Source organism: Parabacteroides caeci (assembly GCF_023656795.1).
Classification (GTDB): domain Bacteria; phylum Bacteroidota; class Bacteroidia; order Bacteroidales; family Tannerellaceae; genus Parabacteroides; species Parabacteroides segnis.
Genome location: NZ_JAMOKT010000068.1, coordinates 1 through 17,254, shown reverse-complemented (window position 1 = coordinate 17,254; position 17,254 = coordinate 1). Strand labels below are relative to the sequence as shown.

Annotated in this window: 13 protein-coding genes and 1 tRNA gene; 8 read left to right on the top strand and 6 right to left on the bottom strand. The window is 43.4% G+C overall.

All coding sequences use genetic code 11. The features are described 5' to 3' along the window. Positions 1–68: 68 nt before the first annotated feature. Positions 69–1,136: an alpha/beta hydrolase gene (locus tag NBH15_RS24240; protein ID WP_250823760.1), complete on the bottom strand. Its 1,068-nt coding sequence runs from the start codon at positions 1,134–1,136 to the stop codon at positions 69–71. Positions 1,137–1,359: 223 nt separating this feature from the next. Here NBH15_RS24240 and NBH15_RS24235 point away from each other — a divergent pair, with 223 nt between their 5' ends. From NBH15_RS24235 to NBH15_RS24210, 6 genes are all read left to right on the top strand, one after another. Further along, complete coding sequence (locus tag NBH15_RS24235) at positions 1,360–2,250, top strand: EFR1 family ferrodoxin (protein ID WP_244051080.1); 891 nt, start codon at positions 1,360–1,362, stop codon at positions 2,248–2,250. Between the two features lie 16 nt (positions 2,251–2,266). Further along, entirely contained in the window at positions 2,267–3,730 is a 1,464-nt protein-coding gene (locus NBH15_RS24230) for a 4Fe-4S binding protein (RefSeq protein WP_128134931.1), read from the top strand. Between the two features lie 36 nt (positions 3,731–3,766). After that, on the top strand, positions 3,767–5,170 hold the full coding sequence (locus NBH15_RS24225) for an aldo/keto reductase (RefSeq protein ID WP_128134932.1): 1,404 nt from the start codon (positions 3,767–3,769) through the stop codon (positions 5,168–5,170). Positions 5,171–5,492: 322 nt separating this feature from the next. Continuing rightward, entirely contained in the window at positions 5,493–6,605 is a 1,113-nt protein-coding gene (locus tag NBH15_RS24220) for an efflux RND transporter periplasmic adaptor subunit (protein ID WP_128134933.1), read from the top strand. 11 nt (positions 6,606–6,616) lie between these two features. Beyond that, the gene (locus tag NBH15_RS24215; RefSeq protein ID WP_250823759.1) at positions 6,617–9,811 is read left to right on the top strand and encodes an efflux RND transporter permease subunit; all 3,195 of its coding nucleotides are present in this window, start codon (positions 6,617–6,619) and stop codon (positions 9,809–9,811) included. A gap of 3 nt (positions 9,812–9,814) precedes the next feature. Then, the gene (locus NBH15_RS24210) at positions 9,815–11,176 is read left to right on the top strand and encodes an efflux transporter outer membrane subunit (protein ID WP_128134935.1); all 1,362 of its coding nucleotides are present in this window, start codon (positions 9,815–9,817) and stop codon (positions 11,174–11,176) included. Positions 11,177–11,374: 198 nt separating this feature from the next. On the opposite strand, the gene NBH15_RS24205 is transcribed toward NBH15_RS24210, so the two are convergent. Continuing rightward, positions 11,375–11,448: transfer RNA gene (locus NBH15_RS24205), tRNA-Asp, on the bottom strand. 137 nt (positions 11,449–11,585) lie between these two features. Between NBH15_RS24205 and NBH15_RS24200 the strand changes: the two genes are divergently transcribed. After that, positions 11,586–12,899, top strand: coding sequence for an aminotransferase class I/II-fold pyridoxal phosphate-dependent enzyme (locus NBH15_RS24200; protein WP_250823758.1), 1,314 nt, complete (start codon positions 11,586–11,588; stop codon positions 12,897–12,899). Positions 12,900–13,018: 119 nt separating this feature from the next. After that, entirely contained in the window at positions 13,019–13,615 is a 597-nt protein-coding gene (locus tag NBH15_RS24195; protein ID WP_250823757.1) for a YqgE/AlgH family protein, read from the top strand. Between the two features lie 4 nt (positions 13,616–13,619). Here NBH15_RS24195 and NBH15_RS24190 read toward each other — a convergent pair whose 3' ends face one another. From NBH15_RS24190 to NBH15_RS24175, 4 genes are all read right to left on the bottom strand, one after another. Then, positions 13,620–14,153 carry a GNAT family N-acetyltransferase gene (locus NBH15_RS24190; RefSeq protein WP_250823756.1) on the bottom strand — a complete coding sequence of 178 codons (534 nt, stop codon included), beginning with the start codon at positions 14,151–14,153 and terminating at the stop codon, positions 13,620–13,622. 1 nt (position 14,154) lies between these two features. Continuing rightward, positions 14,155–15,330, bottom strand: a complete 1,176-nt coding sequence (locus NBH15_RS24185) for a glycosyltransferase family 2 protein (protein ID WP_128134938.1) — start codon at positions 15,328–15,330, stop codon at positions 14,155–14,157. Positions 15,331–15,340: 10 nt separating this feature from the next. Next, positions 15,341–15,964: a recombination mediator RecR gene (gene recR, locus NBH15_RS24180; RefSeq protein WP_128134939.1), complete on the bottom strand. Its 624-nt coding sequence runs from the start codon at positions 15,962–15,964 to the stop codon at positions 15,341–15,343. Between the two features lie 64 nt (positions 15,965–16,028). Continuing rightward, entirely contained in the window at positions 16,029–16,907 is an 879-nt protein-coding gene (locus tag NBH15_RS24175; RefSeq protein WP_250823755.1) for an AGE family epimerase/isomerase, read from the bottom strand. Between the last annotated feature and the right edge of the window lie 347 nt (positions 16,908–17,254).

Below are 17,254 nucleotides of genomic sequence, written 5' to 3'. Positions count from 1 at the left end.
CGTATAAATGCGATTAAGATGATTTCCACAGTAAATTACCATGGAAATCGTTCTGCCCTTACTCTATATTACAGATATGCACGAAAGAACTGTTCGAGTTTGTCGAACGGAATGATATTCATTCGGTCGTACAAATCCGTATGGTTTGCATCGGGGATAATCAATAGTTCCTTGTTATCACCTTTCAACTTCTTGAACGCATCCTCGCTAAAATAACGTGAATGTGCCTTCTCTCCGTGAATCATCAATACCGCACTACGGATTGCATCGCTGTATGATAGTATCGGCATATTGATAAATGAGAGTGATGAAGTCTTGTTCCAGCCACCATTCGAGTTAAGCGAACGCTTATGGTAACCACGCTGAGTTTTATAATAACTGTGATAATCCTTCAGAAATTGGGGAGCATCGGAAGGTAACGGGTCCACGACTCCTCCGGCAAGGGCATACGTACCGTTTCTGTAATCTTCCGTACGTTGTGCATTAAGCTGTTTGCGAAGTTCATAGCGTGCGTCGGCATCCATCGTATCGAAATAGCCGTTTGCATTTACACGGCTCATGTCGTACATCGTTGAAGTGACGGTCGCTTTGATACGTGTGTCGATAGCCGCAGCATTGAGCGCCATACCGCCCCATCCGCAGATACCGAGAATACCGATACGTTCCGCATCCACATCGTCGCGGGTGGAAAGATAGTCAACCGCCGCACTAAAATCCTCCGTATTGATATCCGGGGAAGCGACGTAACGGGGTTCACCACTACTCTCGCCGGTATAAGACGGATCGAAAGCAATGGTAAGGAATCCACGTTCCGCTAAAGTCTGCGCATATAGACCCGATGACTGTTCTTTTACCGCCCCGAACGGGCCGCTCACAGCGATAGCCGGTAACTTACCTCCGGCATTTTTCGGAATATACAGATCGGCAGCAAGAGTAATGCCGTACCGGTTGTGGAAAGTCACTTTCATGTGATTCACTTTATCACTCTGCGGGAACACCTTGTCCCACTCTTCTGTTAAATTTAAATTCTTTTCCATACTATCGTTATTTAAATGATTGTCTGCAGCAAATAGATTTTCCGTGATGCAAAGACATATTGCCATTGCCATACACCTGTTTTTCAGTGTTCTCTTCATTTTATTTATCATTTACGTTTACAAAGGCAAAGATAAAGGCTTATATCACACAGTCTTGTAGACAAATTACAGATATTATAACCTTAATTACTGAATGTAATGCACACTAAAATTACAGATCAGTAATAATGGTACTTTTATCAGTAATTTGTATCTTAACAGATAGTAAGATCGCACTTAAATTTGCAACAAAATAAATAGTAATACTAAAGTTGCAGCGATTATGGATTATAAAAAACTAACACGCAGGGAAGCACTTAAATATCTAGGTACAACGGTGGCAGGTATGACACTTGCCTCCACCGGTGCACTTTCGATGTTTACTTCCTGTACGGAAAAAGGAAAAAAACGCATCGTATTCTATTTCACTGCTACGGGTAACAGCCTCTATGCGGCTAAGAAGTTTTCGGAAACTCCGTTAAGTATCCCACAGATACTGAAAGGGAAAAACCGTGTATTCGAAGCAGACGAGATAGGGATTGTCTTTCCCGACTATCGTGCCTTTGCACCTCTAATAGTGCAAAAGTTTATTCAGGAAGTTACCCTGAAAGCCTCCTATCTGTTCTCGGTCATTACTTTCGGGAACTACGATTGCAATGTGATAGAAAGCTGGAACCAGTTTGCCATTGAGCACGGTGTACATTTTAATTATATCACCACAATCAAGATGGTGGATAATTATCTTCCCGTGTTCGACATGGACGAACAGTTGAAAATGGATAAACAAGAAGAGAGCCAGTTGGAACAGGCCGTAGCCGATGTACTGGAAGAAAAGAATCATATCCCTTCCTTAACCGAAGAAGAACGCCAACAATGTTTACGGGTCCTGCAACGTGTACCGGAATTATTTCCTATCAGCAGTGAATTACTCCTTGAAGTGAATAAAAGTAGCTGCAACGGTTGTGGCATCTGCACCAAAGTATGCCCCCGGAAGAATTTCAGCCTGACCGACAAAGGGGTGGAACATACCGGCGATTGCGAATTCTGCCTGGCTTGCATACAGAATTGTCCGCAAAAAGCAATCGTACTGAAGAGAGGGGAAAGAAATAAGGAGGCCAGATACCGCCATCCCCGTATTTCCTTGAATGAAATAGTCCTTGCAAACAAACAATAATATAACTGAAAGAAATATGCTTAGAAAAATCAGAATTACACTTGCCATCCTTTCAATCATCGGAGTCAGCCTGTTGTTTCTCGACTTTACAGGAGCGATCCATGCGTGGCTCGGATGGTTGGCTAAAATACAGTTTCTGCCGGCATTGCTGGCGCTGAATATCGGGGTAGTGATTACATTAGTGCTACTGACGCTGATATTCGGCAGGATTTATTGTTCCGTCATTTGCCCGTTAGGAATCATGCAGGATGGGATATCGTGGCTGGGAAGTAAAAGGAAGAAGAATCGTTTCCGCTATTCGCCGGCGATGTCGTGGTTGCGTTACGGAGTATTGGCGCTGTTTGTTGTGGCATTAGTGGCCGGTGCAGGTTCGCTGGTTGCTTTGCTGGCACCATATAGTTCTTACGGACGCATTGTTTCCAATTTGTTTGCACCGTTATATCAATGGGGAAACAACCTGCTGGCCTATTTCGCTGAACGTGCCGACAGCTATGCTTTCTATTCGGTAGATGTATGGATGAAAAGCTTCTCGACATTCGCTATTGCTGCTATTACTTTCATCGCACTGATCATTTTGTCCTGGAAGAATGGACGTACCTACTGCAATACAATCTGCCCTGTTGGAACCATATTGGGATTTTTCGCCCGCTATTCCTGGTTGAAGCCGGTTATCGATACTGACAAATGCGTAAACTGTAACCTCTGTGAGCGCAACTGCAAAGCAGCTTGCATTAACATCAAAGAACATCAGATCGATTACAGCCGCTGCGTATCCTGTATGAACTGCATTGAAAAATGTCCTAAAGATGCTATCCATTATACACATCACTCGAAAAAACAAGCCCTTCCTACTGATAGTCGCCGCCGCTTCCTGACTATCGGCGCCACGTTTGCAACAGCCTCTGCCCTGAAAGCACAGGAAAAGAAAGTGGACGGCGGACTGGCTGTTATAGAAGACAAGAAAATCCCGAACCGCTCCACTCCTATTACACCTCCGGGTTCCCATAGCATACGAAACTTTACACAACATTGCACGGCTTGCCAACTCTGTGTTTCAGTCTGTCCCAACCAGGTACTACGTCCTTCAACCAGCCTAATGACATTGATGCAGCCTGAGATGTCGTACGAACGTGGGTATTGCCGTTTGGAATGTACCCGTTGTGCAGATGTCTGTCCGGCAGGTGCCATCCTCCCTATTACAAAAGCGGATAAATCAGCCATCCAGATCGGCCGTGCTGTCTGGATAAAAGAGAACTGTGTGCCTCTGACCGACGGTGTAGATTGCGGTAATTGCGCCCGCCACTGTCCGGCAGGAGCGATATTGATGGTCCCTTCCGATCCGGACATGTCAGATTCACCTAAAATTCCGGTAATCAATACGGAACGTTGTATCGGCTGTGGAGCTTGCGAGAATCTTTGTCCATCGCGTCCGTTCAGTGCCATTTATGTAGAAGGCCACGAAATGCACCGGATGGTATAATTCTGAATATTCTTATACATTATATAATAGAGCAATATGGAAAATAAAAATAAGAAAGATATAACCCGCCGCAACTTCTTCAAAATAGTCGGTACAGCCGGAGCCATAACTGCCGGACTGACTGCCTGCGGTGGAAGGAATAACAATACGGCTGGTGGTGAGATCCCGACAGACAAGATGACTTATCGCACAAACCCTAAAACAGGAGATAAAGTCTCCCTGCTGGGTTTCGGCATGATGCGCCTCCCGTCAGTCGACGGACGAAGTGCCCGTGAAGGCAACGAAGAGATAGACCAGGAAATGGTAAACCAACTGGTGGATTACGCCATTGCCCATGGCGTGAATTATTTCGACACGTCGCCAGCTTATTGCCGTGGAATGTCGGAACACGCAACGGGAATAGCCTTGAGCCGTCATCCGCGCGATACCTATTTTATTGCAACCAAACTGTCTAACTTTTCCCCTGCTTCCTGGCCGCTGGAAGCCTCCAAAGCCATGTATCATAATTCGATGAAGGAACTTCAGACGGATTATCTTGATTATCTTTTGCTGCATGGTATCGGCATGGGCAACGGCATGGAAGAATTTGAAGAACGTTACATGAAGAACGGGTTACTCGATTATCTCATGGAAGAACGTAAATCAGGACGCATCCGTAACCTCGGTTTCTCTTATCACGGAGATATAAAAGTATTCGATTACCTCCTTTCGCGTCACGATGAATATAAATGGGACTTTGTGCAGATCCAGCTGAATTATCTGGATTGGAAATATGCCAAAGAGATCAATCCGCGAAATACGGATGCCGAGTATTTGTATAATGAACTGACTAAGCGCAACATCCCTGCTATCATCATGGAGCCGCTATTAGGTGGAAGGCTCTCCAATGCACCGGGTAATATCGTAGCCCGTCTGAAACAGCGCAAACCCGAGTTGAGTGTTGCCTCCTGGGCATTCCGCTTCGCCGGAAGTTTCCCGAATGTATTGACTGTGTTGAGCGGCATGACACGCATGGAGCATTTACAGGATAATCTCCGGACCTACGCTCCCTTAGACGCACTGACCGAAGATGATTTCAGCTTCCTGCAGCAGACAGCTACCATGATGATGCAGTTCAATACCATTCCCTGCAACGATTGCAAATATTGTATGCCCTGTCCTTATGGCATCGATATTCCTGCTATTCTTTTGCATTACAACAAATGCCTGAACGAAGGAAATGTCATAGATAATACGCAGGACGAGAAGTATCGCGAAGCCCGTCGTGCCTATCTGATAGGTTACGACCGCAGTGTGCCTAAACTCCGCCAGGCCGACCATTGTATCGGTTGCAACCAATGCAGTATGCACTGCCCGCAACGAATTGACATTCCGAAGCAGATGCAACGGATAAATAGTTATGTGGAAGAGTTGAAAACCGAAACAATGACGAGGAAATAATGACACAGTACGATACGATTTTCGTAGGTTCACACTGTTGGTAGCATCAGCCTGCCAAAACAGTCTGTACATTGGACGGTATTGATATACCAGATAGTGCTAACGGGACGGAAACTATGCTTTGCAAAATCCGTCCTATAATTTTTTTGCCCTCTGAATTACAATGTACACAGAAGCAGTATATGTTTGTTTTATTTCATTAGACTTTCTTTTCTTAAAATATCTGTATACTATAAATATAGAAGATTTATATAGAAATTCAGACAAACATTTTCTTACATTTATCTGTTAAATTTGCGCCATTTAACAAATTAAGACATATATGATACAAGCAAGAACAAGATGGATACAGCTGATGATGATTATTGGTTGTACTACTACGATGTGGATGACATCCTGTAAAAAAGAGACGTCGAATGCACAGATGAAAGCGTCTTATGCAACAATGAAAGTTTCAACAGCCAATAGGGAGTTGACCGTTCCCTATTCAGCGTCTATTCGCGGTCGCCAAGATATAGATATTTATCCACAAGTATCAGGAACCATAGAACGACTCTGTGTGACAGAAGGGCAGGTTGTACGAAAAGGACAGTTACTCTTTGTAATAGACCAAGTTCCTTATAAGGCAGCCTTGAAAACAGCCCAGGCAAACGTAGAGGTTGCAAAAGCAGCTTTAGGTACTGCCGAACTGAATTACAACAGTACAAAAGAACTCTTTGCCAAAAAAGTTGTTTCTGAATTTAATCTGAAAACAAGCCAGAATAATTATCTGACAGCAAAAGCCCAACTGGCACAGGCTGAAGCGCAAGAGTTAAATGCCAGCAACAACCTTTCCTACACGGAGGTGAAAAGTCCGAGCGACGGAGTAGTCGGTATGTTACCATACCGTGTCGGAGCATTGGTTAGCGCCAACATTCCTCAACCGCTGACAACTGTTTCCGACAATTCAAACATGTATGTTTACTTTTCCATGACAGAAAATCAACTTCTGGCAATGAGTCGTCAATATAAAAGTATGGATGAAGCTTTGGCCAATATGCCAGAAGTCAGTTTAAAACTAAACGACCAGTCTATTTATGAGCCGAAAGGTAAAATAGAATCCATCAGTGGAGTGATTGACCGACAGACCGGTACGGTGGGTGTACGAGCAGTATTTCCAAACGAATCCCGCCTGCTTCATAGCGGAGCTTCCGGTAATGTACTCATTCCACAAACTTACAAAGACTGTATCGTTATTCCACAAGGAGCAACGGTTCGCCTGCAAGATAAAACCGTTGTCTACAAAGTAGTGGACGGCAAAGCAGTTTCCACATTAATTACCGTTGCCGAAATCAATGACGGTCGTGAATATATTGTACTTGACGGACTAAAAGTCGGTGAAGAAATTATATCCGAAGGAGCCGGATTGGTACGTGAAGGAACACAAGTTAAATAAAGAATCAAAGTATGAAAGGAAATATATTTATTAAACGGCCTGTTATGGCTATTTCCATCTCCATTCTTATTTTGGCGATCGGATTAATTTCGCTTTTTACTTTACCGGTCGAGCAATATCCCGATATTGCACCCCCTACGGTCCATGTATCGGCAAGCTATACCGGAGCTGATGCAGATGCAGTGATGAACAGTGTCATCATGCCACTGGAAGAAAGTATCAACGGTGTGGAAAATATGATGTACATGACTTCCACGGCTACCAATGCAGGTTCAGCAACTATCGAAGTATACTTCAAACAAGGGACAAATCCTGATATGGCTGCTGTTAATGTTCAAAATCGTGTAACAAAAGCACAAGGTTTATTACCGGCAGAAGTAACCCGTATCGGTGTCAGCACACAGAAACGGCAAACCAGCTTCCTACAAATCGACGCACTCGTTAGTTCTGACGGACGCTATGACAAAACATTTCTCGGAAATTACCTGGACATCAACGTCATACCGCGTATCAAGCGTATCGAAGGTGTAGGTGACGTAATGGAGCTGGGCGATACATATAGTATGCGTATCTGGCTGAACCCCGAACGTATGGCTCAATATGGATTAATCCCGTCAGACGTGACTTCCGTATTGGGAGAACAAAATATCGAAGCACCTACCGGTTCATTAGGGGAAAATTCAAAAAATGTATTCCAATATACAATGAAATACCGCGGACGCCTGAAGAGTGTGGAAGAATTTCAGAATATCGTTGTCCGCGCTCAGGAAGATGGTTCCGTATTACGTCTGAAAGATGTGGCCAAGGTTGAATTAGGAACGTTAAGTTATGGTTTCGACAGCCAAATGGACGGTAAGCCGGCTGTAACATTCCTAATCTATCAGGTGGCAGGATCCAACGCTACGGAGGTAAATGAACGTATCGCCGCAGAACTAAAAGAAATGGAAAAAGAATTGCCTGCCGGCATGGAATTTATTACAATGATGAGTTCCAACGACTTCCTTTTTGCCTCTATTTATAATGTAGTAGAAACATTGATCGTTGCAATCATACTTGTAATCCTTGTGGTATATTTCTTCCTTCAGGACTTCAAGAGTACACTTATACCTTCTATCTCGATTATAGTTTCGCTTATCGGAACATTCGCCTGTCTGACAGCTGCCGGATTTACCATCAATATCTTAACCTTGTTCGCCTTAGTACTTGCTATCGGTACGGTGGTGGACGATGCTATCGTGGTAGTTGAAGCCGTACAAGCGAAATTCGATGCCGGTTACACCTCCTCTTACCAGGCGACAAAAGATGCGATGGGTGATGTAACAATGGCCGTTATCTCCTGTACCTGCGTGTTCATGGCAGTGTTTATCCCGGTAACATTCATGGGTGGAACTTCCGGTATTTTCTATACACAGTTCGGTATAACAATGGCTACGTCCGTAGGTCTTTCCATGATTTGTGCTTTGACGCTCTGTCCGGCACTTTGTGCCATGATGATGCGTCCCAGTGACGGAAACAAGAGCGCTAAAAGTATTAACGGACGAGTACGAGCTGCTTATAATGCTTCATTCAACGCTGTATTGGGCAAATACAAAAAAGGTGTTATGTTTTTTATCCATCACCGCTGGATGGTATGGGCTGGTATGATCGCCTCTATCATTTTATTGGGATGGCTAATCAGCAGTACAAAGACGGGGCTTGTTCCACAGGAAGACCAGGGAACCATCATGGCCAACGTCGCCATTGCTCCAGGTAGTACACTGGAAGAGACTGGTAAAGTGTTAGACAAAGTTGAAGATATCTTGAAAAACACACCAGAGATTGAACACTACTCCCGCGTAGCTGGTTACGGTTTCCTGGCAGGTCAAGGAACATCTTACGGTATGGCGATCATCCGTCTGAAAAATTGGAGTGAACGTAAAGGCAGCGAGCATGTTTCCGATGCCGTAGTGGCTCGCCTGAATGCACAATTTGCTCAAATCAAAGAAGCGCAGATATTCTGTTTTCAGCCGGGTATGATTCCAGGCTATGGTATGGGTAACTCTATCGAGCTGAATTTACAAGACCGTACAGGTGGAGAAATGAGTACGTTCTACAGCAATGCCATGCAGTATATCGGAGCCTTAAACCAACGTCCCGAAATAGCAATGGCTTATACGTCTTATGCCATGAACTTCCCGCAGATTGCAGTGGATGTAGATGCCGCCAAATGTAAACGTGCAGGAATTTCTCCTTCAACAGTACTCGATGTACTGGGTAGTTATTGCGGTGGTGCATACATTTCCAACTATAACCAGTTCGGAAAAGTATACCGTGTAATGTCACAGGCTGCACCGGAATACCGCCTTGACGAACAAGCGCTGAATAATATGTTCGTAAGAAACGGTACGGAAATGGCTCCTATCAGCCAGTTCGTAACTTTAAAACGCACACTCGGCCCTGAAGTTGCCAACCGTTTTAACCTCTTTAGTTGTATTACAGTCAATGTGAACCCGGCACCGGGATATTCCACTGGTGAAGTACAGCAAGCTATCGAAGAGATTGCCTCACAAATGTTACCTACAGGTTACGGTTACGAATACGGTGGTATGGCACGTGAAGAGGCTAGTAGCGGAGGTTCGCAAACGCTATTTATCTATGCTGTCTGCATCCTGCTCATCTACTTGATCTTGGCTTGTCTTTACGAAAGTTTCCTTGTTCCCTGGGCTGTTATTCTTTCCGTTCCGTTCGGTTTGATGGGTTCATTCCTGTTTGCCAAACTATTCGGATTGGAAAACAACATCTACCTGCAAACAGGTGTAATCATGTTGATTGGTCTTTTAGCCAAGACAGCGATTTTGATTACAGAGTTTGCTATCGAACGCCGCCGTCAAGGAATGGGTATCATCGAATCCGCATATTCGGCAGCCCAAGCTCGTCTGCGCCCGATTCTGATGACCGTACTTACAATGATTTTTGGTATGCTTCCGTTGATGTTCTCTAGCGGGGCTGGCGCCAATGGTAACAGCTCGTTGGGTACAGGAGTTGTCGGTGGTATGGCTATTGGAACATTGGCATTACTGTTCGTTGTGCCGGTATTCTACATCATTTTCGAATATCTGCAAGAAAAAATCCGTCCGCCAATGGAAGTGGAAACCGATATCCAAGTTGCGTTGGAAAAGCAAAAAAGCCAAACCGAACGTGACGGTTTAAACAATGAAAATAATTAAGATATGAAGAAAATAATTGTATTAACAACCGCAACTGCCTTACTTAGCAGTTGCGGCATATACACCAAATATCAACCGGCTACAACAACTCCGGATAATTTATATGGAGAGGAAGTTATCATCAATGATACGACAAACTTCGGTAACGTAAATTGGCGGGAACTTTTTACAGACCCACAATTACAAACACTTATCGAACAAGGGTTGCAAAACAATACCGACCTCTTATCCGCTCAATTACGGATTGAAGAAGCGGAAGCGGCATTAATGTCGGCTAAACTCGCATTTCTGCCTTCATTTGCCCTTGCTCCCCAAGGAACGATAAGCAGTTTCGATGGTGGCAAAGCGACTAAAACATACACATTGCCTGTCACAGCCAGCTGGGAACTGGATATTTTCGGACGTCTGCGTAATGCCAAACAACAAGCAAAAGCGTTATACGCCCAAAGTAAAGATTACCAGCAAGCCATACGTAGCCAACTGATTACCGGAATAGCAAACATATATTATACGCTATTGATGCTGGACGAACAATTAACGATCTCACAACAAACAGAAGAATCCTGGAAAGAGACAGTTGCTTCTACCCGTGCATTGATGGATGCTGGTTTGGCCAACGAAGCTGCCACATCTCAAATGGAAGCCGCCTACTACAATGTACAAACTTCCATACTCGATCTAAAAGAACAGATCAACCAGGTAGAAAATAGCCTTGCGTTATTGCTTGCTGAAACTCCACGCCGCTATGAACGTGGTAAATTGGCAGACCAACAATTTCCGGAAGACGTAGCAGTCGGAGTTCCTATACAGATGCTATCAAACCGGCCCGATGTCCGTTCCGCCGAGCGTTCACTGGAACAGGCATTTTACGTAACCAATCAGGCACGTTCCGCTTTCTATCCCTCAATAACATTGAGCGGTAGCGCGGGATGGACTAACAATGCCGGTTCGATGATTGTAAACCCGGGTAAGTTCCTTGCTTCGGCAGTAGGTTCACTCACACAACCATTGTTCAACAAAGGACAGATCATGGCTCAATATCGCATAGCCAAAGCACAGCAGGAGGAAGCAAGTCTGGCATTCCAACAAGCTCTTCTGAATGCAGGAAGTGAAGTCAACGATGCTTTGGTTGCCTGTCAGAGCAGTAAGGCAAAAACAGCTTTGTTTGAAAAACAAATTCTTTCTTTACAGAAAGCATTGGAAAGCACATCTTTATTGATGGAATACGGCACAACCACCTATCTGGAAGTACTGACAGCCCGTCAATCACTGTTAAGTGCACAATTATCACAAACCGCCAACCGATTTACCGAGATACAAAGCGTGATAAACCTCTATCGAGCTTTAGGTGGTGGCAGAGAATAAGACAACATTTGATAATTCATAAAACTTTAACCAAACCTTACTTTACAATCGGACCTGCTTCTAATAGAAAATTTTAGTTTCTAAAAAAGCAGGTCCTTTTTATATCCAGTAAAAATGATTTCGTTTCACTACAAACAACAAAAAAGCCCCGATTCTGTATGAACCAGAGCTTTTTTGTTGTTTGCTTTCTTTTGAAAGCGGTCCGGACGGGACTCGAACCCGCGACCCCATGCGTGACAGGCATGTATTCTAACCAACTGAACTACCGAACCAATGTTTTTGTATCGCATCTCTCTCGATTGCGGTGCAAAGGTAGATAATATTTTTAATTATACAACAGTTTCACACAAATATTTCACATTGGATTGATTATTTTTTTACTTTTGTCCTCCATATAAATATAACAGACATGAAGAATACTCCAGTAGATTATCAGACTGCCAGACGAATAATAGATGGCTACGGATTACCGGATTTCGGGAAAGCAACGATTCGTGAAGTTGTTGCCATATCCACACAATTGGAACAGGAAACAAATACCGAGTTCATACACATGGAAATGGGTGTTCCCGGATTAAAAGCGGCGCAGGTGGGTGTAGACGCAGAAGTAAAAGCATTACAAAACGGCATCGCTTCCATTTACCCGAACATCAACGGTACGCCGGAAGTAAAAGCAGAAGCCTCCAGATTCATCAAGGCATTCATTAATATAGATATCGCTCCGGAATGTTGTGTTCCGGTAACCGGCTCCATGCAGGGTACATTTGCCTCTTTCCTCACCAGCGGACAATGCACGGAAGAAAAAGACACCATCCTGTTCATCGACCCGGGATTCCCTGTCCAGAAACAACAAATCGTTGTGATGGGCTATAAATACGAATCATTCGACGTATACGAATACCGTGGAGAAAAACTGCGTGCCATCCTGGAAGAACATCTTTCCAAAGGCAATATCGCAGCTATGATCTACTCCAATCCCAACAATCCGGCCTGGTTCTGCCTGACAGACGACGAATTGAAGATCATCGGTGAAATGGCAAACAAATACGATACGATCGTGATCGAAGACCTCGCCTATTTCGCAATGGACTTCCGCAAAGAGCTTGGCAAACCGTTTGAAGCACCTTACCAGGCAAGCGTTGCCCATTATACAGATAATTACATTTTACAAATATCCGGCTCCAAAGCATTCAGCTATGCCGGACAGCGTATCGGTGTGACGGCTATCTCCAATAAACTTTACCATCGTGCCTATCCGGGACTGACCAAGCGTTATGGCGGTGGTACTTTCGGTACAGTATATATTCACCGCGTTTTATACGCCTTGTCATCAGGAACCAGTCACTCGGCACAGATTGCACTGGCTGCCATGTTCAAAGCTGCATCAGACGGACAGTTCGATTTTATCACTGAAGTGAAAGAATATGGACGCCGTGCAGAAAAACTAAAAAAGATCTTTACAAATTATGGCTTTACGATCGTTTACGACCATGACCTCGACGAGCCTATTGCCGACGGCTTCTACTTCACGATCGCCTATCCCGGAATGACCGGCGGACAGTTGATGGAAGAACTAATCTATTACGGTGTAAGTGCTATCTCATTAAGCACGACAGGAAGTAATCAAGAAGGACTTCGCGCCTGCACTTCGTTTATCAAACCGCATCAATATGATCTCCTTGAAGAGCGTTTAAAGCTATTCAAAGAAAATCATACCCTATAATTAACACAAACCCGGCATTTATTTTACACTTATTAACCCAAATGCCGGGTTTTTCGTTTGCTTCTTAACACCAAAAGCCATATATTGTCCCTGTCTAACAACAGTAAGCAATCTTCACTATGGCTACATATAATAACATATTCAAAATTACGCATAATAATCTCCTTCCTGCACAAGGAAGTATACTCATATCAGAACCTTTCCTGCAAGATGCTTACTTCCAGCGCTCTGTTGTTCTACTGGTAGAACACAATACGCAGGGATCGATGGGGTTTGTATTAAATAAAAAAACGGATCTGATTGTAAATACTTTTTTTCCGGAACTGGAAGAGTATCCGGAAATACCAATCTATCTGGGTGGTCCGGTAAGTGCCAACCGGTTGTTCTTTATCCATTCATTGGGAGATCTAATCGTACCCGACTCTGTAAAGATCAAAGACCGCCTGTATTTCGACGGTGATTTCGAAGCATTGAAACGTTATATACAGAATGGCCATTCAATTGAAGGGAAAGTAAAATTTTTCCTCGGTTATTCAGGATGGACGGAAGGACAGTTGGGAAACGAGATCAGTAGAAACTCATGGGTAGTCAGCCACGCAGCTAAAGAAAATGTATTACTTGCCGATGGAGAAAGTTTCTGGAAAAACTCACTCGAACAGTTGGGCAGTAACTACGAAGCATGGACTAAATATCCGAAAGATCCTTATCTGAATTAAATTATCACACAATTTGTTTATTTACTTTTTGCATCATCAGTACATCAGAATATCCGTTTTCTGTGATGATCCAATCTGTCATGATACCTGTAACGGTAAATCCGCAGCGGGTAAAAAGAGCCTTGCTGGCCTCGTTATCGACGGGTATATGCACATATAACTGATGCAGTTTCAGATAAGAGAACGCATAATCCATCAGTACATTCATTGCTTCGGTAGCCAACCCGTTTCCTTGATAAACAGGTTCCAGTAAAATACCGATACCGGCACGCCGATGATGCGGTTCGAAATCGTACAGGTCGACAGTACCGACAGCTGCCCCGGTTGAACGAAGCTCGATCATCAGACGCAACTGCTTCAGGTCGAAGATATCACGATGCGACTCACGAATATACTCTTTCAGTATATAACGCGAATAGGGAGACATTGTATTTCCAAGGCTCCAAAGCTCCGGATTATTCTCCCAGCGATACAAAAGTCCCAGATCTTCCGGCTCCAGGGCACGGAGACGGATCGTTTCATTTTCCAGTTGTGCCATATTATTTTCCCGGTGATATTAGTTGTCCGCTTTTTTTACAATAAATATGATAAGTAACTTTCTTGTCGACCAGCGTATCCATAAACAGAAGCATCTGTTCAAAACGGGCATCCGGATAACAAAAAGCATAATCCGTAAACTCCTTCATCTGATTACGGCGGCAGATAGCATCCATTACACGTTCCCCATCCAGATCCCAAAGATTTACATGTTCCAGTTCCGGCATCTGTTTTACACAGGCAGCCTTAATCGCTTCAAAATTTTCCTCAAGGCAAAGAATCAGTAAGCGTTTATGCTTGCTTTTCGACTTTGGCTTTACTCCCAACAAACGCGATAAAGCAGCCAATGAAGCACGCAATCCAATAGCCAGCTTGATAAAAAATCCCATCAGCCAGCCGGAATGAGGATAATATTTCTTGAAGAAGATCAACATGGCACCGTAAAATGCCTTTACATATTTCATATCGCCATGCTTGGTACTTTCTCCTTTATAATGAAGAATACGCTCGGGGATATAATAGTTTTTATAGCCACCCAACACCATCCGGTACGACAAGTCGATGTCCTCGCCATACATAAAGAAATCTTCATCCAGAAGTCCGGTCTTATCCAGCGCTTCATGGCGTAGTAACATAAATGCACCGGCCAGCACATCCACTTTATGTTGTTTCTCCTTATCCAGATACGCCAAGCTATATCTTGAAAACACACGGGATTTCGGAAACAACTTCGACAAACCGAATATCTTACAGAACGAAACCCAGGGAGAAGGAAAGCTCCGTTTACTTTCAGGCAGGAATACCCCATGCCCATCCAGCATCTTTACGCCTATTCCGCCTGCATTCGGATGTTCATCCATAAAAAAACACAAGGTTCGAAGGCTCTCCTCACCTATCACTGTATCCGGATTAAGCAATAACACATACTCTCCGTTAGATTGACGAATCGCCTGATTATTGGCCTTGGCAAATCCCGGATTATCCTTATTCTCTATAAATGTCACTTCCGGAAACCGGGGACGAAGATAATCGACAGAACCGTCCGTCGAATTATTGTCCACAACAAAAACCTCAGCATCGAGTCCGGCAACAGCAGCCTGAACCGAATAAAGACATTGTTCCAGGAAATACTTTACATTATAGTTTACGATGATAACGGAAATCTTGGTTTCGTACATAAGAATCAGATTATATTTTTATCGAGTCATTAAAACTGGTGCGGTTCACAATAGAACGTCCCAATGTTATTTCGTCCGCATACTCAATCTCATCACCAATGGAAACACCACGGGCAATGACGGTTATCTTCACATTATAAGAGGATAGCTTGCGATAGATAAAGAAATTGGTCGTGTCCCCTTCCATCGTAGTACTAAGTGCAAGGACAATTTCCTTTACTTCTTCGTTAGCGACCCGTTGCACCAGACTGTCTATCTGCAAATCGCCCGGGCCAATACCGTCCATCGGCGAAATAATACCGCCCAGCACATGATAAACACCACGGAACTGACCGGTATTTTCGATCGCCATAACCTCTTTGATATTTTCAACCACACAAACAGTCGAATGATCGCGCTGCGGATCGGCACAGATGGAACATATCTCGTCATCACAGATATTATGACATACCTGACAATACTTCACTTCTTTCCGCAATGCCAGTAAAGCGGATGCAAAGTTTTCAGTATAACCTTCGTCCCGACGAAGCATATATAAAGCCAGTCGCAAAGCCGTCTTCCTCCCCACCCCGGGAAGCGAAGCCAACTCATTCACTGCATTTTCCAATAAAACTGATGGATATTTTTGAGTCATTGATTACCTTTCTTTGCCACAAAGATAAATAATTTCAACCATATGAAATCCAATCGACCTTTTTTTACTGGAAATCCCCTTTCGGGACGTTATAACTTTGACTGATATTATTTACCACAGACAGCCTGGCCATTAAATAACAGACTGTCGATTCCGCCCCTTGATTCAAGTTTATATTATTTTCTTCCAATCCGTCATAACAGCCCCCTGTTGCCGGGTTATAAAGTATCTGATGTAAATGATTATGACCTAAAAACCAGTCAAAGGCTTTTTTCTGTTTTAACAAATAATCATTTTCCTTGAATACCTTATAAAAGGTAGCCAATGTCATGACCGTGCTAGCCACATCAATCGGTTGTTCACCGTAATTCAATCCTTTCTTTTCTTTATGCAGCCATCCCTGGTTGGATATTACTTTAATCCGATCTTCAACGAAAATCTTACTCAATAAGAAGTCAAAAGATTCTTTTGCTATCATTTTATATTCATCATTTCCGGTTGCCTGATAAGCAAAAAGCAATCCTTCCGACAACACACAATTGTCATAAGTCAGATAAGATTCAAACCATAACCAACTCCCGTCAGTACTTTGTTTATAATATCCAACCAGTTTATCAGCCAGGACATTGATTAATGAAATGAGTTCCGGACGTGGGTATCGCCGGTTATAAAAGCACACCCCCTTCAATGCAAAAGCGATACTGCGCGGAGACTGAAACAAGGATAATTTATGAAGCGTTTTCCTGAATATCTGAATCGCCTCGGCAGTCCACTCATCCGGATATTTATCCCCATGCGAGATAAAATAGCCTAAAGCACAAACAGCTCTTCCATTACTGTCTTCCAAACCAACCTCCTGATTTTGGCCGGTAAAAGCCAGTTCTTTATCCACATAATTCAGGAACGAGCCATCCGGCTGCAAACAAAATTTTATGAAATTCAAATAGCTCCTGATATACTTTTCACAAGAAACATCCCTCATTTCCACATATACCTGACAAAGTGCCATTAGAGCCCGGGCATTATCATCCAGTGTATATCCTGTTTTTATATCCGGGCGATTACCCCAATGTCATCAATTTAAGAAAAAATACCCTTAAAACGAAAAAAGCCATTGGAAATATCAAAGAAAGAATTACTTTAAAGTTACCACACAACAAGTAATCCATGATACAACCAATGGCAGATTCAAATATAAAAATAATAAGTGAGTTAAAGAATTTTTTGGAAGAAACATCACAAATGCAGTCAAAAAGAAATATATATAGTTTGAATCCAAAGGATTTCACT